The organism is Halorhodospira sp. 9622 (genome assembly GCF_022228025.1).
In the GTDB taxonomy this organism is placed as follows: domain Bacteria; phylum Pseudomonadota; class Gammaproteobacteria; order Nitrococcales; family Halorhodospiraceae; genus Halorhodospira; species Halorhodospira halophila_A.
Genome location: NZ_JAJNRE010000003.1, coordinates 115,085 through 137,057 on the forward strand (window position 1 = coordinate 115,085; position 21,973 = coordinate 137,057).

A 21,973-nucleotide genomic window follows, 5' to 3' on the forward strand; every position below is an offset into this window, starting at 1 on the left:
CCCCGGCTGGCGATCAGGACTCGTCGCCCTCGACCACAACCTTCACCGTGCCCTCAACGTCGGTGTAGAGCGACACCTGCACGTCGTACTCGCCGGCCACACGGATCGGCCCCTCGGGCATGCGCACCTCGCGCCGGGCCAGCTCGACACCGGCCTGCTCGGCGGCGTTGGCGATATCCGCCGGGCCCACCGAGCCGAACAGCTTGCCCTGCTCGCCGACCTTGGCCGCGATGGTCAGAGTCAGCTCCTGGAGCTGCTCCAGGCGGGCCTGGGCCGCCTGCTCGGCCTCCCGGGCGGCCTTCTCGAGCTCGGCGCGACGCTCCTCGAAGTAACGGATGTTCTCCTCCGTAGCCATCTTGGCCTTGCCGTACGGCAGGAGGTAGTTGCGGCCGTAGCCCGGACGCACCCGGACGCGATCACCCAGGTTCCCCAGGTTCGACACCTTTTCCAGAAGAATCAGTTCCATGCCTTGCACCTCGATCGTTCGTATTCGGTTGTGACGGCGCTACTGCGAGGACGTCCCGCCGCCGAGTCTTCGCCGCCACTGGAACAGCGCATCGCCGATCCCCACCAGCGCCAGCGGGCGGAACAGCAGTGGCGCCAGCACATACACCGGCACCAGCCACCCACCGCTGAGCCCCCGCGCCGCGACGATGGCGTGGCTGAACGCAATCGCCTGGACCACAAAAGCCGCGCCGGTGACCAGCGCCAGGTCGGTGATCAGACCCGGGCCGGCGAACAGCCCCCCGAGCCAGAGCACCAGGGCAACCAGCGCCGCCTCGCGCCCCAGATCAAGGGCGTGAAACTCCGCGCGCAGGCCGCCCGGATTGAACAGCAGCGCCTGCAGCCCCCGGCCGATGAGCAGCCCGGCGAGGACGACCAGCATCAGATTCACCGCCCAAAGACCGGTCATCACCGGCAGCAGCTCGTCCTGCAGCAGGACCCCGGCCTCGCCGCCGAGTTCCGCCTCACCGCCGGCGACGGCCAGGAAGGCCTCGACCACCGAGCGCCAGTAGGCCGCCGGGTCCGGCACCACCAGATGGAACCCGATCACGGCAACCGCGCCCAGGCCCATCCACAGCAACAGGGTAAGCGGCAGGGAGACGCTCCGGCGCAGCACCTCGGCAAGCAGGAGCACCGGCACCCACTGCTCGAGGATCAGTCGCAACGCGGGCTCGCCCGTTCCCAGCGCGGCGAACATCAGCGCAAACAGCGCAGCCCCCGCCATGGCGCCGACCACCACACCCTGGCGCAGCCCGTCGCGCAGGGTCACCAGCGCCAGGGCGCCGGCGGCCAGGACGGAGAGCAGCGGCAGCAGTGCCGCTGCCACCATGACCGTGGCCGCCTGGAACGGCCCGCGCAGAATGAAGGCGGCGAACGCCTTCACGGCCCCGGCTCAGTGACGGTCCGTGTACGGCAGCAGCGCCAGGAAACGGGCGCGCTTGATCGCCCGCGCCAGCTGGCGCTGGTAGCGCGCGCTGGTGCCGGTGATCCGGCTCGGCACGATCTTGCCGGTATCGGTGATGTAGTTTTTCAGCGTGTTGAGATCCTTGTAGTCGATCTCCTTCACGCCCTCCGCGGTGAACTTGCAGTACTTACGGCGCCGGAAGAAACGTCCCATGGTCTAGCTCCTCGTTGATCGTCGGTGTCGGCGGGCGCGTGGCGCGGTTTTACTCCGCGTCCTCGGACTCCTTGCGGTCCTCGCGCTTCTCGTTGCCCTTGGCCAGCGGCGACGGCTCGGTGACGGCCTCGTCGCGGCTCAGCACCAGGTTGCGGATGACCGCGTCGTTGAAGCGGAAGGCGGAGGTGAGCTCGTCGATCTCATCCTTGCCGCACTCGACGTTCATCAGCACGTAGTGGGCCTTGATCAGCTTGTTGATCGGATAGGCCAGCTGCCGACGACCCCAGTCCTCCAGGCGGTGCACGGTGCCGCCGCTGGACTCGACGATGCTGCGGTAGCGCTCGACCATGGCGGGAACCTGGTCGCTCTGGTCCGGGTGGACCATGAAGACAATCTCGTAGTGTCGCATCCATCACTCCTTACGGTTATTCGAGCCGCAGGCTCAAACAGCCTCCACCCCCACGGATGTGAGGCAAGGTTGCACCTCGGGTTAAGCGGGCAAGTTTACCCGAGATCGCCGCCCTGTGGAAAGCGCTGACGGACAGCCTCGAAAAGTAGGACGCCCGCGGCCACGGACACGTTGAGGCTTTCCATCGTACCGGGCATGGGGATCGCCACCAGTGCGTCACAACGCTCCCGGGTCAGCCGCCGCAGGCCCTCGCCCTCGCCGCCGAGGACCAGCGCCAGCGGGCCGCGCAGATCGATCTGATAGCAGCTGCGCTCCGCCTCACCAGCGGCCCCCACGGTGTAGACCCCAGCCGCGCACAGCTGCTGCAGGGTCCGCGCGAGGTTGGTTACCTGGAAGAAGGGGATGCGCTGAACCGCGCCGGCGGCGGTCTTGTGCACTGCCGGGCTCAGCGCCGCCGCCCGGTCCCGCGGCGCCACCACGCCGTGGGCGCCTGCCGCCGCGGCGCTGCGCATGCACGCGCCGAGATTGTGCGGATCCTGAACCCGATCGAGCACCAGTAGCAGCGGCTCGGGCTCGGTAGCCAACAGATCCGCCAGCTCCTCTTCGCCGCGGGCTGGGGTACCGCTGTAGCGCAGGATGACGCCCTGGTGGTTGCCCCCTTCAGCCATCTCATCGAGCGTCCGCCGATGCACGCGCTCGACGCTCACTCCCTGGCGGCCCAGCTTGTCGAGCAGGCGCTCGAGCCGGGCATCCCGTCGACCGCGCTCCACCCACACGGCTTCGACGCCGGCGGGATCGTAGGCGGCAGCCTCGCGCGCGGCGTGTTGGCCGTAGACCAGTTGAGCCCCGTCCTCGGCGGTGTCCGCAGCCGCGGACCCCTTGCCGCGGCTACGGCGTCGTCTGCCCTGTGCCATGACCGTCAGTTACTGCGATCGCTACCGCTGCGGCGCCGTCCGGAGCGCCGGCTCCGGCTGCTGCGGCGGCTCTTACCGCTGCCGCCCCCCTCCTCCTGCGATTCGTCGCCCGACTCGCCGCCCTTGGCGGCCGTTTTGCGCTTCCCGCCGCTCTCGGACTTGGCGGATTTCGACGACCCGCTGCCGGACGGGCCGGCGCCGGAAGCCGACTTGCGGCCGCGGTTCGTACCGCCCTTGCCGCGCTTGCCCGACTTACGGCTGCCATCCAGAGGCTCGCCGTCAGCGTCCACCGGATGAGCGACCATCTCCAGATCGATCTTGCGGTCGTCCTTCTCCACGCGAGCCACGCGCACCCGGACCCGGTCGCTGAGCCGGTACTCCTTGCCCGTCCGGTCACCGACCAGCCGGTGTCCCACCGAGTCGTAATGGAAAAAGTCGCTCTCAAGATTGGTGATGTGCACCAGGCCGTCGACGTAGACCCCCTCCAGCGAGATGAACAGCCCGAAGGAGGTGACCGCCGCGATCACCCCGATGAACTCGTCACCCAGGTGGTCCGAGAGATACTCACACTTGAGCGTCATCTCGGCATCCCGCGTCGCCTCATCCGCCCGGCGCTCGGCCATGGAGCAGTGCTCACCGAGGGTGACCAGATCGTTGTGGGTCACCGGGAAACTGCGCCCGCGGTGACCGTCGATCACATGGCCGATGCCCCGGTGGACCACCAGGTCGGGGTAGCGGCGGATCGGCGACGTGAAATGCGTATAGGCGTCCAGCGCCAGCCCGAAGTGACCGGCGTTGTCCGGCCGGTATTCGGCGGCCTGCATCGACCGCAGCAGGACGGTCTCGATGAGGTGGCGATCGGGGCGCTCGCGGGCCTGCTCCATCACCCGGCCGTAATCCTTGCCCGTGGGCTCTTCACCGCCACCGAGTTCGAGCCCGGCCTGGGCCAGGAACTCCTTGAGCTGCTCGAGCTTCTGCTCGCCGGGGCGCTCGTGGACCCGGTAGAGCGACGGCACCTTGTTCTTGGTCAAGAACTTGGCCGCGCAGACGTTGGCCGAGATCATGCACTCTTCAACAACCTTGTGGAAGTCGTTGCGCTCCGTCGGTTCGACGGAGACCACACGCCCCTCGTCATCGAAGTGCATCTGCGTCTCGGTGGTGTCGAAATCGATGGCACCCCGCTCCTCACGGGACTTGCGCAGCGTCTTGTAGAGGTTGTGCAGGTTGCCCAGGTGACGCACCACGTCTTCGCCGATGGCCGAGCGCGCCTTGCGGTCGCCGTCGACCACCGCCGCCGCGGCCTGGTCGTAGGTCAACCGCGCCGCCGACTGGATCACCGCACGATAAAAGCGCGAGCGCAGGACCTTGCCGTTGCCCTGCAGGAGCATGTCGCAGACCATGGCCAGTCGATCGACCTTCGGGTTCAGCGAGCACAGCCCGTTGGACAGGGCCTCGGGGAGCATCGGCACGACCGATCGCGGGAAATAGACCGAGCTGCCACGCAGTCGCGCCTCCTGATCCAGCGCGGAGCCGGGGCGCACGTAGTGGGACACGTCGGCGATGGCGACCACCAGCCGCCAGCCCTTGGCGGTGGGCTCACAATAGAGCGCGTCGTCAAAGTCCTTGGCATCGGCGCCGTCGATGGTCACCAGCGGCAGCCGACGCAGGTCGGTGCGCCCCTGCTTGTCGGCCTCGGGGACCTCCTCACCGAAGGCGGCGACCTCCTCTTCCACCTCGGCCGGCCAGTCCATCGGGATGCCGTGGATGCGCGCGGCCACTACATCCTCTTCACCGACGTGGATCGTCCGCCCGAGCACCTGAGTAATGCGGCCAATGGGCTGTCGACGCTCGTTGGGCTGGGCCAGGATCTCGGCCACCGCCAACTCGCCGTCCTCGGCCCCGCCGCGCCCGTCCGGCGTCAGCAAAACGTCCTGCTGCAGCCGCTTGTTCTCCGGCACCAGGAACCCCACCCCGTGCTCCTCGAAGAACCGGCCGGTGATCTGCCGATTGCCGCGCTCAAGGATCTCGACGAGCTCACCCTGCGGCGTACCGTGCTCGTCGCGGCCGGTGATGCGCACGATGGCCCGGTCGCCGTGGAGCAGGCAGCGCATCTGGCGCGGTGACAGGGCGATCCGATCGCCGGTACCATCCGGCAGCAGGAAACCGGAGCCGTCCGGTCGCCCCATGACGCGGCCGCGAACCAGCTCACTGTGATCCACGACCAAGTACCCGCGGCGGCGATTGCGCACCAGCTGCCCGTCACGCTCCATGGCGCGCAGCCGGCGGCGCAGCGCCTCATGCTGATCCGGGCTCTCCAGCCCCAAGGCCTCGGCGATCTCGCGCCGACCCAACGGGCGACGGTGGGCGGCCAGGAGCTCCAGCAGATACTCCCGGCTGGGGATCGGGTTCTCGTACTTGGCCTGCTCGCGCTCCTGATACGGGTCGCGCTTGGGGGGTCGCTTCTTGGTTTGCTTCGCCATTTTCTATTCCTTGGATCAATCCCGGGAGGATACGCCAGCGGGCCGGGCCTCCACAAAGGATTCCGACCGCCTGGCGATGGCCTGTTGACACCTGCCCGGGGGCGCCGTTACAGTCTTGCGCACTCGCTGACGAGGTCTTCAGCGGGCATGCCGAGGTGGCGAAATTGGTAGACGCGCTAGCTTCAGGTGCTAGTGGGGGAAACCCCGTGGAGGTTCGAGTCCTCTCCTCGGCACCAATTTCGCAGAGCTTCTGAGCCACACGGCTTGGAACGTCGAAAGCCCCCGGGAGGCATCCTCCCGGGGGCTTTTTTGTTGCCGGGTCAAAACCCAGTGTCGCCGCTGACCCCTCGCGGGGAATGGTCAGCGGCGCTGGATGCATCGGATCACTGGGGAGGCGTCGAAGCCAAGGCGCAGAGCCCGCGCCGGGCGGATCAGAACGGGCTCTGGCGGACGATGGTCTCGTTGCGATCCGGGCCGGTAGAGATCATCGCCACCGGGACACCGACCAGCTGCTCGATGCGCTCTAGGTAGGCGCGAGCGTTCTCGGGCAGATCCTCGTAGTGCTCGATGCCCGAGGTGGTCTCCGCCCAGCCGGGCATGTCCTCGTAGACGGGCTCGCACTCCGACAGGGTTTCCACCTCCGACGGCAGCGTCTCGCAGAGCGCCCCCTGGCACCGGTAGCCGACGCACAGCCGGAGCGTCTCCAGGCCGTCGAGGACATCGAGCTTGGTGATGCACAGCCCGCTGAGGCTGTTGATCTGCGCCGCCCGGCGCGTGGCCACGGCGTCGAACCAGCCGCAGCGGCGCTGCCGCCCGGTGGTGGCGCCAAACTCATGGCCCCGCTCGCCCAGGTGCATACCCATCTCGTCGTCGAAGTCGAGTTCCGTGGGGAACGGCCCCTGCCCCACCCGGGTGGTGTACGCCTTGGTGATCCCCAGGATGTAGTCGAGGGTGCGCGGGCCGACGCCGGTCCCCGCGGCGGCGGCACCAGCGCAGGTGTTCGACGAGGTCACGAAGGGGTACGTGCCGTGATCGACGTCCAGCAGCGTACCCTGCGCGCCCTCGAAGAGGATATTGCGTCCGGTGCGCATCTCCGCGGTCAGCAGGGCACCGACGTCGGTGGCCAGCGGCCGCAGCTGCTCGCCGTGGGCCAGCGCCTGATCGAGGACCTCCTGGAAGTCCATGGTCGGGGCGCCGAAATAGTGCTTGAGCACGAAGTTGTGGTAGTCGAGCAGCTCGCCGAGCTTCTGCGCCAGGCGCTCGCGGTGGAACAGATCCGACAACCGCACGCCGCGCCGGGCCACCTTGTCCTCGTAGGCGGGACCGATGCCGCGGCCGGTGGTGCCGATAGCCGCCTTGCCTTTCGCCTTCTCCCGGGCGTGATCCAGCGCCACGTGGCAGGGCAGGATCAGCGGGCAGGAGGGGCTGATGCGCAGCCGTTCCCGCGCCGGAACCCCACGGGCCTCGAGCTCGCGGATCTCTTCGAGCAGCGCCTCGGCGGAGAGCACCACGCCGTTGCCGATCACGCAGGTAGCATCATCGCGGAGGATGCCGGACGGGATCAGGTGCAGCACCGTCTGCTCGCCGTCGATGACCAGCGTATGGCCGGCGTTGTGCCCGCCCTGGAAGCGCGCCACGACCCCGGCGTTCTCGGTCAACCAGTCGACGATCTTGCCCTTGCCCTCGTCGCCCCACTGCGTGCCGACTACGACCACATTGGTGCCCATACTCACTCCGTATCCAGTTCCCAGGTGCCGTTGCGCTCGACCAGGCGTCGATCGCAACCGTGGTTGTCCTGCTCGTCGCCGGGCAGCTGCCAGACCACCCGCTCACCGGCGGCGCGCAACTCGGCCACGCGTGCATGCAACGCCGGATCATCGCCCCAGGGGGCGAGCACGCCACCCCCAGCCGGCCCCGCAACGCCGCCGCCGAGGTTGAGCAGCGCCTTGAGGTCGGCGCTGTAGCCGGTGGCCGGCCGCGGCCGCCCGAACGCCCGGCCGATGCCGTCGTAGCGCCCACCGCGCGCCAGCTCCTGCCCATAGCCCGGGGTGTAGGCGGCGAACACCAGCCCGGTGTGGTAGCGGTAGCCGCGCAGCTCGCCCAGATCCAGGTGCAGCGGCAACTCCGGCTCGCGCCGCGCCAGGCTGTCGGCCACCACACGCAGCTGCTCCAGCGCCTCGGCCACAGCCGGACCGGCCCAGCCGAGCACCGTCTGCGCCCGCTCTAGGACCTCCACGCCGCCGTGCAGCCCGACCAGCGCCGAAAGACGCTCGGCCTGCGCCGTCTCCACGCCGGCCTCGGCGAGCACGACGGCGATCTCGTCGCCGGCCTTGCGCTGCAGGGCATCAAGCAGGGCCTCCTCGGCGGCCGGGCCGAGGCCGAGGTCCTCAAGCAGGGCCTCGAAGATACCCACGTGCCCCACATCCAGATGCAGCTGCTCCACCCCGGCGGCGCGCAGCGTGGCGAGCATCAGCGAGATCACCTCCAGATCGCTCTCCACCCCGGCGTGGCCGTAGAGCTCTGCGCCAAGCTGCACGGCATTGCGGCTGCCGGCGGGCCCTTCGGCCCGCGCCTGCAGGGTGCTGCCGATGTAGCACAGCCGGGTGATGCCCTCGCGGCGCAGCTGATGGGCGTCGATCCGGGCCGCCTGCGGGGTGATGTCGGGGCGCACGCCCAGCGTCCGCCCGGAGAGTTGATCGGTGACCTTGAAGGTCTGCACGTCCAGATCCCGGCCGGTGCCGGTGAGCAGTGCCTCCAGGTACTCAATGAAAGGGGGCATGATCAGCTCATACCCCCAGGAATCGAAGAGATCCAACAGCCGACGGCGCAACGCCTCGGCCTGTGCGGCCTCCGGCGGCAACAGCTCGTCGACGCCGTCCGGCAGCATCCACCGTGCCTTGCGATCCATTAACCTCGCACCCAGTATAGCAGCAGAACGCCCACCCCCATGGACAGGAGGCCGACGGTCCGCAGGCTTCGATCATCCATCTCGGCGGCCTGCAGGAACACCCGGCGCAGGGCGCCGGGATTCGCTGCAGGGAGGATGCCCTCGATCACCAGCAGGAGGGCGATCGCGGTGAGCAGGTCACCCATCTCCACGGCGATCCCCCCTCTCGGTCAGTCCTGATCGGGGGACCCGAGCTCGCCGTTCATCCCCGGCAGCTGCTCGCCGCCGTCGAAGAAGCGGAAGAACTGCGAGTCCGGCGACAGGACGAACAGATCGTCCTCACCCTGGAAGGACTCGCGATAGGCCCTGAGGCTGCGCTGGAAGGCGAAGAAATCCGGCTCCTGGCTGTAGGCGCTGGCGTAGATCTCCGCCGCGGTGGCATCACCCTCACCACGCAGGGACTCACCGTCCCGGTAGGCCTCGGCGAGGAGCACCGTCCGCTGACGGTCGGCGTCGGCGCGGATGCGCTCGCCGGCCTCCTCACCGCGGGCGCGGATCTCGCGGGCGACCCGCTCACGATCCGCCACCATGCGGTCGAAGATCGAGTCGGTAACGTCCTCGGGCAGATCGATGCGCTTGAGGCGCACATCGAGCACCTCCAGCCCCAGGCTCTGCGCCGCCTCGGCGGTGGTCACGCGCAGGATGTCCATGATCTGCACGCGCTCGCCGGAGATGATGTCCTGCACCGTGCGCTTACCGAACTCGGCACGCAGGGCATCGCGGATGATCTCGCGCAGGCGTTGGTTGGCCCGCTCCGGCTCACCACGGACGGTGGTGTAGTAACGCTCGGCATCATCCACGCGCCACTTCACGAAGGAGTCGACGATCAGGTTCTTCTGCTCCACCGTCAGGAACCGTTCCGGCTCCTCGTCCAGGTTCTGCACCCGGGCGTCGAACTTGCGGACGTTGTTCACGAACGGGGTCTTGAAGTGGAGCCCCGGATCAAAGTCCGACTTGATGATCTCACCAAGCCGGAACTTGAGCGCGACCTCCTTCTCGGAGACGGTGAACACCGAGAAGTAGCCGAGGATCGCGGCCACCACCAGCAGGGGCAACACGACGTTCTTCAGGATTCGCATCAGCGCGTCCCCCTATCACGGAGCGCCTCTCGTGCTCGCTGCGTCGGCGAGATGGCGTCCCGTTCCTGCGGTACATCGATATTGGATTCGCCGGCAAACGCCGTCGTGCCACTCCGGCGATCCATGAGCTTGTCCAGCGGCAGGTACATCAGCGACTGGCTGGACTCGGAGTCGAGCATCACCTTGGGCACGCGCCCGAGGATCTCCTCCATGGTCTCGAGGTAGATCCGCTGACGCATCAGCGACGGTGCGTTGCGGTACTCGGCCACCAGCGCCTCGAAGCGGGCCGCGTCACCCTCGGCCTGGGCGATAACCTGCTCGCGGTAACCGTCTGCTTCCTCGAGAATGCGCGCCGCCTGGCCCTGGGCCCGCGGGATCAGCTCATTGGCGTAGGCCTGGGCCCGGTTGATGGTGCGCTGCTCGTCCTCCCGGGCGCGGATGGCGTCCTCGAAGGCCGGCTGCACCGGCTCGGGGGGCTGGATATCCTGGACCGCCACCTGCACCACTTGCAGCCCGGTGCGGTACTCGTCCATCACCTCTTGGAGCAACCGCCCGGTCTCCTGCGCCACCTCGGTGCGGCCTTCGGTGAGCACATACTGCAGTTCACGCTTGCCGATGATCTCGCGCACGGCACTCTCGGTGACCTGCTTGAGGGTCTGCTCCGGCAAGCGGAAGTTGAACAGGTAGAGGAAAGGATCATTGACCTCGTACTGCGCCGCGATCCGCACATCGACGATGTTCTCGTCGCGGGTGATCATCAGCGCCTCGGCCGGCACGGGACGGGCCCGATTCTGCATCGACTCGTAGCCGACCTCGGCGATGCGCCGCTGGTCGACATTGACCCGCTCGATCTGGCCGATGGGGCGCGGCCAGTGCCAGTGCGGCCCGGGCTCCGTCGTATCGGAGTGGCGACCGAAGGTCAGCTCCACCCCGCGCCAGCCCTGGTCGACGATATAGATGCCGGATAGCATCCAGACCACGAAGGCGCCGAGCGCCAGCAAGCCGATGCCGGTTGCGCCGGGCCCGCGGGAGGGCCCGCTGGGCATGCGCCCGCCGAACAGGCCCTGCAACTGCTCACGCAACTTGCGGAAGACCTCATCCAGATCGGGCGGCCCCCCACTGCCGCCGCCTTTGGGGCCGCTGCCCCAGGGGTCGCGGCTGCCGCCGCCGGGCTCATTCCACGCCATTCGGGACTCCGTATGTGACTAAGACGATCCGCCGTCAGGTCGGTCGAACGGTCAGATTCTAGGGAGCTGCCCCGCCAACCGCAACCGAAGTCAGGTAGGGACAACCTCTCCGCGCGGCAGCCCCTCACGGACATGGAGCCTTTCCAGCTCATGCACGGGGAGCTCCACCTCCAGAGCGAGCTGGCCGTCGTCGGCGCAGTGCTCCTCGATGACACAGCCGAGCCGGAACAGCTGGGCACGCAGGCGCCCCTGATCCGGCCGCAGATGGACACGGCGCCGGGTGCGCTCCGGGCCGAGCCGCTCGGCCACCGCCTCGAGCAGGGCTTCCACCCCCTCACCGGTGGCCGCCGAGATCCGTACGCCGGTCACCAGGCCTTCGTCGTCCTCGATCCGGCCCGGCGCCAGGGCGCAGGTATCCACCTTGTTGTAGACACGCAGCGTGGGCACCGCATCGGCACCGAGTTCCGCGAGGACCGCCTCCACCTGCTCGATCTGGTGCTCGCGCTCCTCGGCCCCGGCGTCGATGACGTGAAGAAGCAGATCCGCGTCGGTGACCTCCTCGAGGGTCGAGCGGAAGGCCGCCACCAGATCGTGGGGCAGCCGGCTGATAAAGCCCACCGTATCCGAAACCACCGCCGCCGAGCCACGGGCCAGCTCCACGCGGCGCCACGAGGGATCGAGTGTCGCGAACAGCCGATCCTCGGCCAGGCGCTGTGAGCCGGTAACGTGATTGAACAGGGTGGACTTGCCGGCGTTGGTATAGCCGACCAGCGAGACCACGGGCAGCTCGCGCTTGCGCCGGGCCTTGCGGCCCTGCTCACGGGTTCGGCGCACCTTGGCCAGGCGCCGTTCGATCTGCTGGATGCGCCCGCCGATGAGCCGGCGGTCCATCTCCAGCTGCTTCTCGCCCGGGCCACGCAGGCCGATCCCGCCTTTCTGCCGCTCCAGGTGGGACCAGCCGCGGACCAGGCGACTGGCGACGTGCTTGAGCTGCGCCAGCTCCACCTGGAGCCGGCCCTCGAAGGTTCGCGCCCGCTGCGCGAAGATATCCAGGATCAGCCCGGTGCGATCGAGCACACGGCAGCCCAGGTCGGTCTCCAGGTTGCGCTCCTGAGCCGCCGACAGCGGCTGGTCAACCAGCACCAGCCCGGCGTCCAGTTCGCGCACCCGCTCGGCCAGCTCGGCGACCTTGCCGCGGCCGATGAAGGTCCGCGGATCCGGGGTGTCGCGTCGGTGGCGAAAGCGGCCCACCACCTCGGCGCCGGCGGAGTCACCCAGCGCCTCGAACTCCTCCGCGGCGTCCAGGGCGTCCCCTGGAAGCCGGACGTGCAGCACCACGGCCCGTTCGCCCCCAGAAGGCCGCGCGAACAGATCCGCCGGACCGCTACCCTTGCGCTGATTAGTTATCGCTTGCCTCCTCGCCGACGACCGCCTCGGCGGATGCCTCTTCGCCCTGCTGCGGCAGGCGCACGCGCCGTGCCGGGACGATGGTCGAGATGGCGTGCTTGTACACCATCTGGTTGACGTTGTTGCGCAACAGCACCACGAACTGATCGAAGGACTCGATCTGCCCCTGCAGCTTGATCCCATTGACCAGGTAGATCGAGACCGGAACCTTTTCCTTGCGCAGGGTATTCAGAAAGGGTTCCTGCAATGACTGCCCCTTCGCCATGACGATTCGCCCCCAATGATTGTTGTTGTTATGACCCGCGAACCCCGCCGCAGGGGCGCCACTTGCTCATGGGAAAAGTGTATCACACGCCCCCGAGGGCCCCGGTGACATAGCTGTGAACCCGCGCCTCCAGCCCGTCGCCCGCCATGAACCGGACTCCGTCGTCCTGCCCGCGCAACCAGGTGATCTGCCGCTTGGCGTACTGACGCGTGGCGCGCAGCCCCTGGCGGATCATCGTGGGGTGGTCGCAGGCGCCTTCCAGGTAATGCCAGACTTGCCTGTATCCGACCGCACGAATCGCCGGGAGTTCCTCGCCCAGATCGCCGCGGCGGTGCAGCGCCACCACCTCGCCCACCAGCCCGGCAGCGAGCATGGCCCGGAAACGGGCCTCGATGCGCCGGTGCAGCCAGGCACGCTCCGGCGGCTCGAGGATGACCTTCAGCGGCGCCTCGTCCAGCCCCGGCAGCCCCGGCTCGCGCTGGACCTCGCTCAGCGGTCGGCCGGTGAGCCGGTAGACCTCCAGCGCCCGCTGGATGCGCTGGCTGTCGTTGGGGTGCAGCCGTGCGGCACTCTCCGGATCCAGGGCCCACAGCCGCCGATGCAGCGCCTGCACGCCGTGGGCCGCCTCCTCCGCCGCCAACTCGGCGCGGATCCGGGTATCCGCCGGCGGCATGGGTGAGAGCCCGTGCTGAAGCGCCTGGAAATAGAGACCGGTCCCACCGACAAGCACCGGCAGCCGCCCGCGGCCGCGGATGGCGGCGATGGCCGCCTGGGCGTCGCGGGCGAACTCCGCCGCCGAGTAGCGCTCGACCGGGTCGCGGATGTCGATCAGATGGTGCGGGCAGCGCGCGCGCACCGCGCGGGAGGGCTTGGCGGTCCCGATATCCAACCCTCGATAGATCTGCGCCGAATCGACACTGACGATCTCCCCGCCCAGCCGCTCGGCCAGGGAGAGGGCCAGCTCGCTCTTGCCGACGGCGGTAGGCCCCATGATGAAGACCACCGGCGCCGCCATCACCGCCCCCGCATGAACAGCCGCGCCAGCGCCTCGTCGTCGAGCACGGTGTAGGTGGGCCGGCCGTGGTTGCACTGTGCCGCCCGCGGGGTGCGCTCGATATCACGCAACAGGGCGTCCATCTCGGCCCGCTCCAGGCGGCGCCCGGCGCGCACCGAGCCGTGGCAGGCCATCTGCGCGAGTAGCGCGTGCACCCGGTCCTCCACGCCACCGCCCGCCCCTTCCGCCTCCAGCGCCGCCACCGCGTCGCGGACCAGCGCCGCCGCGTCGGCCTCGGCGAGCAGCGCCGGCACCCGGTGCACCCGCACCGACTCCGGGCCGGCCCGATCCACCTCCAGACCGGCCTGCGCCAGGGTGGCTGCGTGCAGCTCCACCCGCTCGGCTTCGGCGGGGGGCACCGGAACGCTCACCGGCACAAGCAGCGACTGGGTGGCGATCCCCGAGGCCGCCAGCTGCGCCTTCATCCGCTCGTAGACCACTCGCTCGTGGGCGGCGTGCATGTCCACCACCACCAAGCCCCGCTGGGACTCGGCAAGGATGTAGGCGTCACGGATCTGCCCCACGGCGTGGCCGAGCTCCGGCTCGGCCTCCTGCCGGGTGGCCGGATCCCCCGGGGTGGCTGGCTCTGCGGGGGCAGCCGGTGCCCCCGCGCTCCCCGGGGTACCGGCGGGCGCACCGGCGCCACCGCCATAGAGCTGCCGGGCCTCAGCCAGGGGCAGCCCCAGCTCCGCGGTGCCACCCTGCGATCCGTCGGCCCCGGCACGCGGCGCTACAGCCGACGCCGCCCCCGGGGCCGTGCCAACACCGGCGGACGGGGCCCTACCAGGCGAACCCGTCGCCGCGGGTGCCGCCGCGCCGGCCGGATCCACCGTCGCCAGGGCGTCGGCAATCCGCCGTGCCAGGAAGTCGTGCACCGTGCGCCCGTCACGGAAACGCACCTCGTGCTTCATCGGGTGGACGTTAACGTCGACCCGCGCCGGATCCATCTCCAGGAAAAGGACATAGGCGGGGTAGTGGTCCCGGTAAAGGCAGTCGCTGTAGGCCTGGCGAATCCCGTGGGCCGCCCCCCGGTCACGCACCAGCCGCCCGTTGACGAACAGATACTGCAGATCCCCCTGGCGCCGCGCCGCGGTGGGCAGTCCCAGCCAGCCGCTGAGTTGCAGCCCGGCGCCCTCCAGCTCCACCGCCAGGGCGTGATCGGCGAAGGCACGCCCCAGCAGCTCGGCAAGGCGCTCGTGGCGCTCCGTCTCACTGACCGCCGGGGCCACCGACCACAGCCGCCGCCCCTGGTGGGCGAGCGAGAAACCGACATCGAACCGGCTCAGCGCCAACCGGCGCAGCGCCTCCTGGACGTGGTAAAGCTCGGTTCGCTCGGTGCGCAGGAACTTGCGCCGCCCCGGGGTGTTGTAGAAGAGATCATCGACGGTGACGGTGGTCCCCGGCAGCTGGGCCACCGGCTCCGGCGCGCCCAGCGCCCCGCCGTCGCACCGCAGCTGATAACCGAGCTCGTCGTCGGCGGTGCGCGAGGCCAGGGTCAGCCGCGAAACGGCGGCGATACTCGGCAGCGCCTCGCCGCGGAACCCGAGGCTGGCGATCCGCTCCAGCTCCTCGAGGCCGGTGAGCTTGCTGGTCGCGTGCCGACGCAGGGCCAGCTCCAGCTCCCCGGGCGGGATGCCGCCGCCGTCGTCGGCGATGCGGATACGCTGCTTGCCGCCGCGCTCGATCTGCACCTCGATGCGCCCGGCGCCGGCGTCAAGGCTGTTCTCGACCAGCTCCTTGACCACCGACCCGGGGCGCTCGACCACCTCGCCCGCGGCGATCTGGTCGATCAGATTATCCGGCAGGGGGTGAATGCCGCGCGTACTCATGCGCGCATTCTAAGGGATCACCAGTGTGCTGCCAGCGCGGATCTGATCCCCGGAGAGGTCGTTGGCCTCGCGCAGGCGCTCGGTGCTGACCTCGTACCGCTGCGCAATCACCGACAGGTTCTCACCGCGCTGAACCTCGTGCTCGCGCTGGCCGTTCTGGCCTGCATCGGCCATGCGCAGCTCAGGGAGGATGTGGCGCTCGGCGTACTCGCGTACGCCGGCGACGATCCCCTCGGCCAGGTCACGCTGATAGCTGCGGGTGTTCAGCCGGCGCTCCTCCTCGGGGTTGGTCAGAAAGCCCAGCTCGATGAGCAGCGAGGGCATGTCCAGGGACTTGAGCACGGCAAAACCGGCCTGGTCGACGCGGTTGCGCAGCAGATCCGCGTGGCGGTCGAGCTGGGGCAGCAGGTACTCACCCATCTCCAGGCTCGCCTCAATCGTGTGCCCCCGGGAGAGGTCCACCAGCACCGAGGCCACGGTGTCGTCCTTGTCCTCCAGCGAGACCCCGCCGATGAAGTCGGCCGCATTCTCCCGCCGCGCCAGCACCCGCGCCTGCTCCGAGGTGGCCCCGTCCAAGGACAGCGCGTAGACCGAGGCGCCCTTAACGTTGGGATTCTCCGCCCCATCAGCGTGAATGGAGAGGAAGATGTCGGCGTTGCCCTCCCGGGCGACCCGGGTGCGGTCGCGCAGGTTCATGTAGTAGTCGCCCTCGCGGACCATCAGCGGCCGCAGGCCCTGGGCCTCCTTCATCAGGTCGTAGAGCTTGCGCGACACATCCAGCGCCACGTCCTTCTCGAAGGTCCCGTCGGGACCGATGGCGCCGGGGTCGACCCCGCCGTGGCCAGCGTCGATGGCGACGATCACCTCGCGTGTCTCGCGCTCCGAGGCAGAGCGCACCGCCTGCCGGCGCTCGCCCTGCTTGCTGCCCAGATCCACCACCAGGCGCTGGCCGCCGTCGTCGCCGCCGCCGATCACGAAGCTGCGCGCCTCCACCTCGCGGCTGACGTCGAGGACCACGCGCAGCCCCCCGCCTTCCTGCCGGCCGGTGCGGATTCCATCGAGCACCCCGCCCCGCGGCAGATCGGCGGCACCGAGCTCGACGCCTTCGAAGTCGATCACCACCCGGTGCGGATCCGGCAGGGTGAAAACCCGATGCTCAGGCACCTGATCCAGGTCGAAGACCACCCGGGTGCGGTCGTCCTCATCCGAAAGCCGCACATTGTCGATAGTCGCGGCCGGCGCCGCATGGGCCGCCAGCAGCCCGATCAGCAGCCCGATCCATGCCAGGCCATAGCCCCGCCTCAATGCTCCTCCTCGCACCTCGCGGTCGCCCGTTGCTGCCTCTCAAGGCTATGCCGGGCGCCGGCCGGCTTCAAGGGTTTTTTCCCGATAGACGAGAAGATAAGGAGCAAAACTCAAGCGCTACCTGAATCCAGCGCCGCCACCGCTCCGCGGCCTCGCGCCGTCTCGGCGCGGACCGTCGCACGCCGTGCGGCGCCGATGTACCCCAACGTCACCGACAGATCCGCGGGCGGCAGCACCCCGGCGCCGCGCCCCGGCCACTCGACCAGCGCCAGCGTCCCCGTCGCCTCGATCTCCTCGACGCCCAGGAAGTAAAGCTCCTCGGGGTCGGCCAGGCGGTAAAGATCCAGGTGTAGGACGGACCCGGCGGCCGTGGCGTAGGGCTCGAGCAGCGTGTACGTGGGGCTGCGCACCGGGCCGGCCACCCCGCGGGCGCGCAGCAACCCGCGGGCCAGGGTGGTCTTGCCCGCTCCCAGGTCGCCGTGCAGGTAGACCACCCCCTCGGGGAGCACCGCGGCCAGCGCCGCCCCCAGGGCTTCGGTGGCCGCGGCGTCGGCGAGATCACACTGCCACATGCTCACGCCGCCGCCTCCCCCTCGGCGAGAACCGCCGGCAACCAGCCGAGCAGGTCGCTGGCGAGCAGGCCGCGCTCACCGCCCAGAGCCGCAGCGGCCCGCTCCCCGGCCCGGCCGTGGACGTGGGCCGCCACCGCCGCCATACGGGCCCGATCGGCCCCCGGACACTGGGCCCACAGCCCGGCCACCACCCCGGTGAGCACATCCCCCATGCCGCCGCTGGCCATCCCCGGCGTCCCGGCGCTGGCCAGATAGCGCGCTCGACCGTCGTCGACCAGGGTCCCCGCCCCCTTGAGCAGGGCCACCGCCTGCCACCCCGAGGCCAGCTCGCGCACAGCGGCGAAGCGGTCAGCGGCGATCGCCGTGGTGTCCCAGTCGGCGCCGAGCAACCGCGCCGCTTCACCGGGGTGCGGCGTCAGCACAGCGTCGGCCAGCGGCCGCCCGTCGGCGGCGAGCAGGTTGAGCCCGTCCGCATCGACCACGCGGGGGCGGGCCACATCCCGGCAAGCCGCCCACATCGCACGCCCCCAGGCCCCCTGGCCCAGCCCCGGACCCAGGGCGACCACGCTGGCGCGGCTGAGTAGCGGCGCCAGCTCCTCGGCACGATCGATGCCGTGGGCCATGACCGCCGGACACGGACCCACCACCGCCGGCACGTGCTCCGGGCGCGTCGCCACGCTCACCAGCCCGGCGCCGCTGCGCCCCGCCGCCTCGGCGGCCAGGCGCACCGCACCGGCCATACCGCGATCCCCGCCGACCACCAGCACATGCCCCTGCTGCCCCTTGTGCGCATCCCGCGGCCGGGGCGGCAGCAACGCGCCGACATCCGCCGGTGTCGCCTGCCACGCATGGGGCAACTCCGCGCCGGCGGTCCACGTCGCCGTACCGAGATCGTCGAAGACCACCGCCCCGGTGCAGGCCGGGCCGCGACCGGTGAACAGCCCACTCTTGCGGGCGACGAAGGTCGCGGTAAGCTGCGCCCGGACCGCGACCCCCATCTCGGCCCCGGTGCGCCCGTGGATGCCGGAGGGGATATCCACCGACGCCACCGGCGCGGGGGTGGCATTGACGGCCGTCACCGCCTCGGCGAACGCCCCGCTCACCGGCCGATCCAGCCCGGTGCCGAGCAGCGCGTCGACGATCACGTCGACCCCGTCCAGGGCCTCGGGCTCGAACGGTCGACAGATCCCGCCCCCGTCGAGGTAACGCTGCGCGTGGCGGGCCGCATCCCCGCTCAGCCGCTCCGGCGGCACCAGGTAGAGGACCTCCACCGCCAGCCCGGCCCGGCCGGCCAGACGGGCCACCACGTATCCGTCACCACCGTTGTTGCCGCCGCCGCAGACCACGGCCAACCGCCCTGCCCCCGGCCAACGCTGGCGTATCTCCTGCCAGAGCCGCCGACCGGCACGGTCCATGAGCACCTCGCCGGCGATACCGGCACGGATGGCCGCCTGATCCAGGCGGGCCACTTGGTCGGGGGTGTAGAGCTCACGCATGGGGTTCTGCTCACCTCCAGGTCGAACGCGCACGGCGGGGGGGGTTCCCCCCGGCCCCGGAACGCTCCATTCTGAACGGTCTATGCCCGACGCTGAACCGACCGCACTCCAGTCCGCCGCCCTCGCCGGCTCCATCCGCACCTGGGCCGCCGAGTTGGGCTTCTCGGCCTGCGGCATCGCCGGCACCGAGCTGGCGCAGGACGAAGCGCGCCTGATCCGCTGGCTGCAGGCTGGTCACCAGGGCGAAATGGGCTTCATGGGCCGCCATGGGCGCAAGCGGGCGCGGCCCCGGCAGCTGGTCCCCGGGACCCGTTCGGTGGTCGTGGTGCGCATGGACTACACCCCGGATCGGGCGGCGGAGCCCCGCGCCGTGCTCGAGGCCCGCCAACGCGCCTTCATCACCCGCTACAGCCTGGGCCGCGACTACCACAAGCTGATGCGACGGCGGCTGCAGCGACTCGCCGAACGCATCCAGTCCACCATCGGCCCCTTCGGCTACCGCGCCTTCGTCGACAGCGCCCCGGTCCTCGAGCGCGCGCTGGCTCGCGAGGCCGGGCTGGGCTGGATCGGCAAGAACACCATGCTGCTCAATCGCCACGCCGGGTCGTACTTCTTCCTCGGCGAGCTATTCACGGACCTGCCGCTGCCCACGGACGATCCGGTCCGCGCGCATTGCGGCAGCTGCCGACGCTGCCTGCGCGCCTGCCCGACGAACGCCTTCACCGGCCCCTACCAGCTCGACGCGCGCCGCTGCATCTCTTATCTGACCATCGAGCATCCGGGCTCGATCCCCGAGCCCCTGCGCCCGGCCATGGGCAACCGCATCTTCGGCTGCGACGACTGTCAGCTGGTCTGCCCCTGGAATCGTTACGCCCACCCCACCGCCGAGGACGATTTCCAGCCCCGCCACGGTCTGGACGACGCGGATCTGGTGGCGCTGTTCAACTGGGACGAGGCCACCTTCCTCGAGCGCACGGCGGGCTCCGCCATCCGGCGGATCGGCCACGAGCGGTGGCTGCGCAACCTGGCGGTGGCACTGGGCAACGCCGCACCCACGCCCGAGGTGGTGGAGGCGCTCGGACAGCGGCTCAACCACCCCTCGGCCCTGGTACGGGAACACGTGCGGTGGGCCCTAGCGCGGCACGGAGCCACGCCGCGGGGGACGGACTAGGCGACCTGCAGCGGGATGCTGCCGCGCCGCTGGGTAATGCGGTTGTCCGCATCGAGATAAGCCAGACGGGGCTGGAACTCGCCCAGCTCCGACTCCGGGACACCGGCGTAGGCGCAGATGATCACCCGATCACCCTCGCTGCACTTGTGGGCCGCCGCCCCGTTCATGGAGATCATCCGCGAGCCCCGCTCACCGATGATGGCGTAGGTCACAAAGCGCTCGCCGTTCTCGATGTTGTAGACGTGGATCTGCTCGTACTCGTGGATGCCGACTGCTTCCAACAGGTCCAGATCAATGGCGCAGGAGCCCTCGTACTCGAGCTCGGTCTGCGTGACGCGGGCCTGATGCAGCTTGCCCTTGAGCATGTTCAGTTGCATGGCTCAAACCTCTATGCCGCGAAATCACATGCCGATCCGATTGATGAAGAACCGGTCATGTGCACCTGCACAATCGGCAGCTCAGCGATTATGCACGCCCTCGGTTACCGGTTCAATCGCGCCTCGACGTTGTCGATCAGCCGCGCCGTACCCAGGCGCGCCGCCCCCAGGCACACCAGCCGCGGCTCATCCCCGCGCGGCTCGGCCAGATCATCGCAGCGGCGGACCGCTACGTACTCGGCGGCGTCGAACCCCGCCGCCTCCAGCCGCCGGCAGGCCTCGGCTTCGAGCTGCTGCCAGTCCCGCCGCCCGGCCTCCAAGGCCGCCGCCAACTCGCGGAGCGTGACGTAGAGCGCCGGCGCCCGCCGACGCTGCTCCGCATCCAAGTAGCCGTTGCGTGAACTCAGCGCCAGACCGTCGCCCTCGCGGACGACGGGCACCTCGACGATCTCCACCGGCAGATCCAGATCGGCCACCACCCGGCGCACCACCTGCAGCTGCTGGTAATCCTTGCGCCCGAAGGCCGCCGCATCCGGCTCGACGATGTTGAGCAGCTTGATCACCACCACCGCCACCCCGGCGAAGTGGCCCGGCCGGGCCGCCCCGCACAGGGTCTGCGTCAATGCCGGCACGTCGACCCCGGTCCAGGGCGGCTCGACGCCGGGGTACATCTCCCGCGCGGTGGGCGCGAAGACGGCGTCCACGCCGCGCCCCTGCAGGGCGGCCAGATCGGCGTCCAGCGTGCGCGGGTAGGCGTCGTAGTCCTCCCCGGGGCCGAACTGCAGCGGATTGACGAAGATCGACACCACCAGCCGGTCCACGCACCCGGCCAGGCGGTCGACCAGCTCCAGGTGGCCGCGATGGAGGTTGCCCATGGTCGGCACCAGCCCGACGCGCTCGCCGCGCCCGCGCCAGGCGCGCGAGAGCTCGCGCATGGCGTTGCGTTCGGTAACCCGCCTCAAGCCTCGAACCCGTGCTCTGACCCCGGGAAGGTACCGGCGCGCACCGCCTCCACATAGGCCGCAAGCGCCGCCTGCACACTGCCCGTCTCGGCCCCGAAGGCCCGCGCGAAACGCGGCGGCTGTTCGGTGACCCCCAGCACGTCGTGGAGCACCAGGATCTGCCCATCGCAGCCGCCGCCGGCGCCGATACCCACCACCGGGATGCTCAGCTGCTCGCTGAGCTGCCGCGCCAGGGGGGTGGGCACGCACTCGAGGATGAGCAGATCGGCCCCGGCCGCCTCCAGCGCCCGGGCATCGGCCTCCATGCGCTCGGCGTCGGCCTGCTCGCGCCCCTGCACCCGGTAGCCGCCGAGCTTATGGACCTGCTGCGGCTTCAGCCCCAAGTGGCCGCAGACCGGGATCCCGTTCACGGCCAGGCGCTCGACCAGCGCTGCCTGCTCGGCACCGCCCTCGAGCTTGACCATTTGCGCCCCGCCCTCCTTCATCAGACGCCCGGCGTTGTGCAGCCCCTGCTCCACGTCGGTATGGCTCATGAAGGGCAGATCCGCCACCACCAGCGCCCGCTGGCAGGCCCGTGCCACGCAGCAGGTGTGGTAGACGATGTCGTCCACGGTTACCGGCAGGGTGGTCTCGTGACCCTGGACCACCATGCCGAGGGAGTCGCCGATGAGCAGCAGATCCACCCCGGCGCGCTCGCAGGCGGCCGCGAAGCCGTAGTCGTAGGCCGTCAGACAGACCAGGGGCCGGCCCTCGCGCTTCATCGCGCGCATGCGGGAGACCGTCACGGCCCCGCCGGAGGCGTGCTTGCGATCACCGCTGGACATGGGAGTCAACCTCGGCTTGAGAAAGGTGGGACAGAGTACAGCGCCACTGGCTCCCGATTGAAGTACCCATCGCC

Annotated in this window: 22 protein-coding genes and 1 tRNA gene; 2 read left to right on the forward strand and 21 right to left on the reverse strand. The window is 69.9% G+C overall.

Annotation, left to right across the window (positions count from 1 at the left end):
- Nucleotides 1-13 precede the first annotated feature (13 nt).
- From rplI to rnr, 6 genes are all read right to left on the reverse strand, one after another.
- The gene (gene rplI / locus LRG07_RS02770) at nucleotides 14-466 is read right to left on the reverse strand and encodes a 50S ribosomal protein L9 (protein WP_201241728.1); all 453 of its coding nucleotides are present in this window, start codon (nucleotides 464-466) and stop codon (nucleotides 14-16) included.
- Nucleotides 467-505: 39 nt separating this feature from the next.
- On the reverse strand, nucleotides 506-1,387 hold the full coding sequence (locus tag LRG07_RS02775) for a hypothetical protein (RefSeq protein WP_238633819.1): 882 nt from the start codon (nucleotides 1,385-1,387) through the stop codon (nucleotides 506-508).
- Nucleotides 1,388-1,396: 9 nt separating this feature from the next.
- Complete coding sequence (gene rpsR / locus LRG07_RS02780) at nucleotides 1,397-1,621, reverse strand: 30S ribosomal protein S18 (RefSeq protein ID WP_201168890.1); 225 nt, start codon at nucleotides 1,619-1,621, stop codon at nucleotides 1,397-1,399.
- 49 nt (nucleotides 1,622-1,670) lie between these two features.
- Nucleotides 1,671-2,030, reverse strand: coding sequence for a 30S ribosomal protein S6 (gene rpsF, locus LRG07_RS02785; protein WP_201168894.1), 360 nt, complete (start codon nucleotides 2,028-2,030; stop codon nucleotides 1,671-1,673).
- A 95-nt stretch (nucleotides 2,031-2,125) separates the two neighbouring features.
- The gene (gene rlmB / locus LRG07_RS02790) at nucleotides 2,126-2,944 is read right to left on the reverse strand and encodes a 23S rRNA (guanosine(2251)-2'-O)-methyltransferase RlmB (protein ID WP_238641751.1); all 819 of its coding nucleotides are present in this window, start codon (nucleotides 2,942-2,944) and stop codon (nucleotides 2,126-2,128) included.
- Nucleotides 2,945-2,949: 5 nt separating this feature from the next.
- Nucleotides 2,950-5,424: a ribonuclease R gene (rnr, locus tag LRG07_RS02795; protein ID WP_238641752.1), complete on the reverse strand. Its 2,475-nt coding sequence runs from the start codon at nucleotides 5,422-5,424 to the stop codon at nucleotides 2,950-2,952.
- 149 nt (nucleotides 5,425-5,573) lie between these two features.
- Here rnr and LRG07_RS02800 point away from each other — a divergent pair.
- Nucleotides 5,574-5,660: transfer RNA gene (locus tag LRG07_RS02800), tRNA-Leu, on the forward strand.
- A gap of 195 nt (nucleotides 5,661-5,855) precedes the next feature.
- Here the strand turns inward: LRG07_RS02800 and LRG07_RS02805 are convergent.
- The 12 genes from LRG07_RS02805 to LRG07_RS02860 form a co-directional block, all read right to left on the reverse strand.
- The gene (locus tag LRG07_RS02805; RefSeq protein ID WP_238641753.1) at nucleotides 5,856-7,151 is read right to left on the reverse strand and encodes an adenylosuccinate synthase; all 1,296 of its coding nucleotides are present in this window, start codon (nucleotides 7,149-7,151) and stop codon (nucleotides 5,856-5,858) included.
- A 2-nt stretch (nucleotides 7,152-7,153) separates the two neighbouring features.
- Complete coding sequence (locus tag LRG07_RS02810; protein WP_201168906.1) at nucleotides 7,154-8,332, reverse strand: ATP phosphoribosyltransferase regulatory subunit; 1,179 nt, start codon at nucleotides 8,330-8,332, stop codon at nucleotides 7,154-7,156.
- Nucleotides 8,332-8,517: a DUF2065 domain-containing protein gene (locus LRG07_RS02815; RefSeq protein ID WP_207189659.1), complete on the reverse strand. Its 186-nt coding sequence runs from the start codon at nucleotides 8,515-8,517 to the stop codon at nucleotides 8,332-8,334. Before LRG07_RS02815 ends, LRG07_RS02810 begins: the two co-directional genes overlap by 1 nt.
- Nucleotides 8,518-8,541: 24 nt before the next feature.
- Nucleotides 8,542-9,450, reverse strand: coding sequence for a protease modulator HflC (gene hflC, locus LRG07_RS02820; protein WP_201168911.1), 909 nt, complete (start codon nucleotides 9,448-9,450; stop codon nucleotides 8,542-8,544).
- Complete coding sequence (gene hflK, locus LRG07_RS02825) at nucleotides 9,450-10,637, reverse strand: FtsH protease activity modulator HflK (RefSeq protein ID WP_201168913.1); 1,188 nt, start codon at nucleotides 10,635-10,637, stop codon at nucleotides 9,450-9,452. The genes hflC and hflK overlap by 1 nt, the downstream gene beginning before the upstream one ends.
- Nucleotides 10,638-10,727: 90 nt before the next feature.
- Nucleotides 10,728-12,008 carry a ribosome rescue GTPase HflX gene (hflX, locus tag LRG07_RS02830; protein WP_255772162.1) on the reverse strand — a complete coding sequence of 427 codons (1,281 nt, stop codon included), beginning with the start codon at nucleotides 12,006-12,008 and terminating at the stop codon, nucleotides 10,728-10,730.
- Nucleotides 12,009-12,036: 28 nt separating this feature from the next.
- Nucleotides 12,037-12,309, reverse strand: coding sequence for an RNA chaperone Hfq (gene hfq, locus LRG07_RS02835; RefSeq protein ID WP_201168915.1), 273 nt, complete (start codon nucleotides 12,307-12,309; stop codon nucleotides 12,037-12,039).
- An 82-nt stretch (nucleotides 12,310-12,391) separates the two neighbouring features.
- On the reverse strand, nucleotides 12,392-13,324 hold the full coding sequence (miaA, locus tag LRG07_RS02840) for a tRNA (adenosine(37)-N6)-dimethylallyltransferase MiaA (protein WP_238641754.1): 933 nt from the start codon (nucleotides 13,322-13,324) through the stop codon (nucleotides 12,392-12,394).
- The gene (gene mutL / locus LRG07_RS02845) at nucleotides 13,324-15,192 is read right to left on the reverse strand and encodes a DNA mismatch repair endonuclease MutL (RefSeq protein ID WP_238641755.1); all 1,869 of its coding nucleotides are present in this window, start codon (nucleotides 15,190-15,192) and stop codon (nucleotides 13,324-13,326) included. The genes miaA and mutL overlap by 1 nt, the downstream gene beginning before the upstream one ends.
- Before the next feature lie 9 nt (nucleotides 15,193-15,201).
- Nucleotides 15,202-16,497, reverse strand: a complete 1,296-nt coding sequence (locus tag LRG07_RS02850; RefSeq protein ID WP_238641756.1) for an N-acetylmuramoyl-L-alanine amidase — start codon at nucleotides 16,495-16,497, stop codon at nucleotides 15,202-15,204.
- Between the two features lie 110 nt (nucleotides 16,498-16,607).
- The gene (gene tsaE, locus LRG07_RS02855; RefSeq protein ID WP_238641790.1) at nucleotides 16,608-17,069 is read right to left on the reverse strand and encodes a tRNA (adenosine(37)-N6)-threonylcarbamoyltransferase complex ATPase subunit type 1 TsaE; all 462 of its coding nucleotides are present in this window, start codon (nucleotides 17,067-17,069) and stop codon (nucleotides 16,608-16,610) included.
- A gap of 2 nt (nucleotides 17,070-17,071) precedes the next feature.
- Nucleotides 17,072-18,565 (reverse strand): NAD(P)H-hydrate dehydratase, encoded by a 1,494-nt coding sequence (locus LRG07_RS02860; protein WP_238641757.1) that lies wholly within the window; start codon nucleotides 18,563-18,565, stop codon nucleotides 17,072-17,074.
- An 82-nt stretch (nucleotides 18,566-18,647) separates the two neighbouring features.
- On the opposite strand from LRG07_RS02860, the gene queG reads away from it, so the two are divergent.
- On the forward strand, nucleotides 18,648-19,736 hold the full coding sequence (gene queG, locus LRG07_RS02865) for a tRNA epoxyqueuosine(34) reductase QueG (RefSeq protein ID WP_201168933.1): 1,089 nt from the start codon (nucleotides 18,648-18,650) through the stop codon (nucleotides 19,734-19,736).
- On the opposite strand, the gene panD is transcribed toward queG, so the two are convergent.
- From panD to panB, 3 genes are all read right to left on the reverse strand, one after another.
- On the reverse strand, nucleotides 19,733-20,113 hold the full coding sequence (gene panD / locus LRG07_RS02870; RefSeq protein WP_201168936.1) for an aspartate 1-decarboxylase: 381 nt from the start codon (nucleotides 20,111-20,113) through the stop codon (nucleotides 19,733-19,735). The two genes, queG and panD, sit on opposite strands and share 4 nt — an antisense overlap.
- Before the next feature lie 104 nt (nucleotides 20,114-20,217).
- Nucleotides 20,218-21,075, reverse strand: coding sequence for a pantoate--beta-alanine ligase (gene panC / locus LRG07_RS02875; protein ID WP_255773103.1), 858 nt, complete (start codon nucleotides 21,073-21,075; stop codon nucleotides 20,218-20,220).
- On the reverse strand, nucleotides 21,072-21,899 hold the full coding sequence (gene panB, locus LRG07_RS02880) for a 3-methyl-2-oxobutanoate hydroxymethyltransferase (protein WP_238633802.1): 828 nt from the start codon (nucleotides 21,897-21,899) through the stop codon (nucleotides 21,072-21,074). Before panB ends, panC begins: the two co-directional genes overlap by 4 nt.
- Between the last annotated feature and the right edge of the window lie 74 nt (nucleotides 21,900-21,973).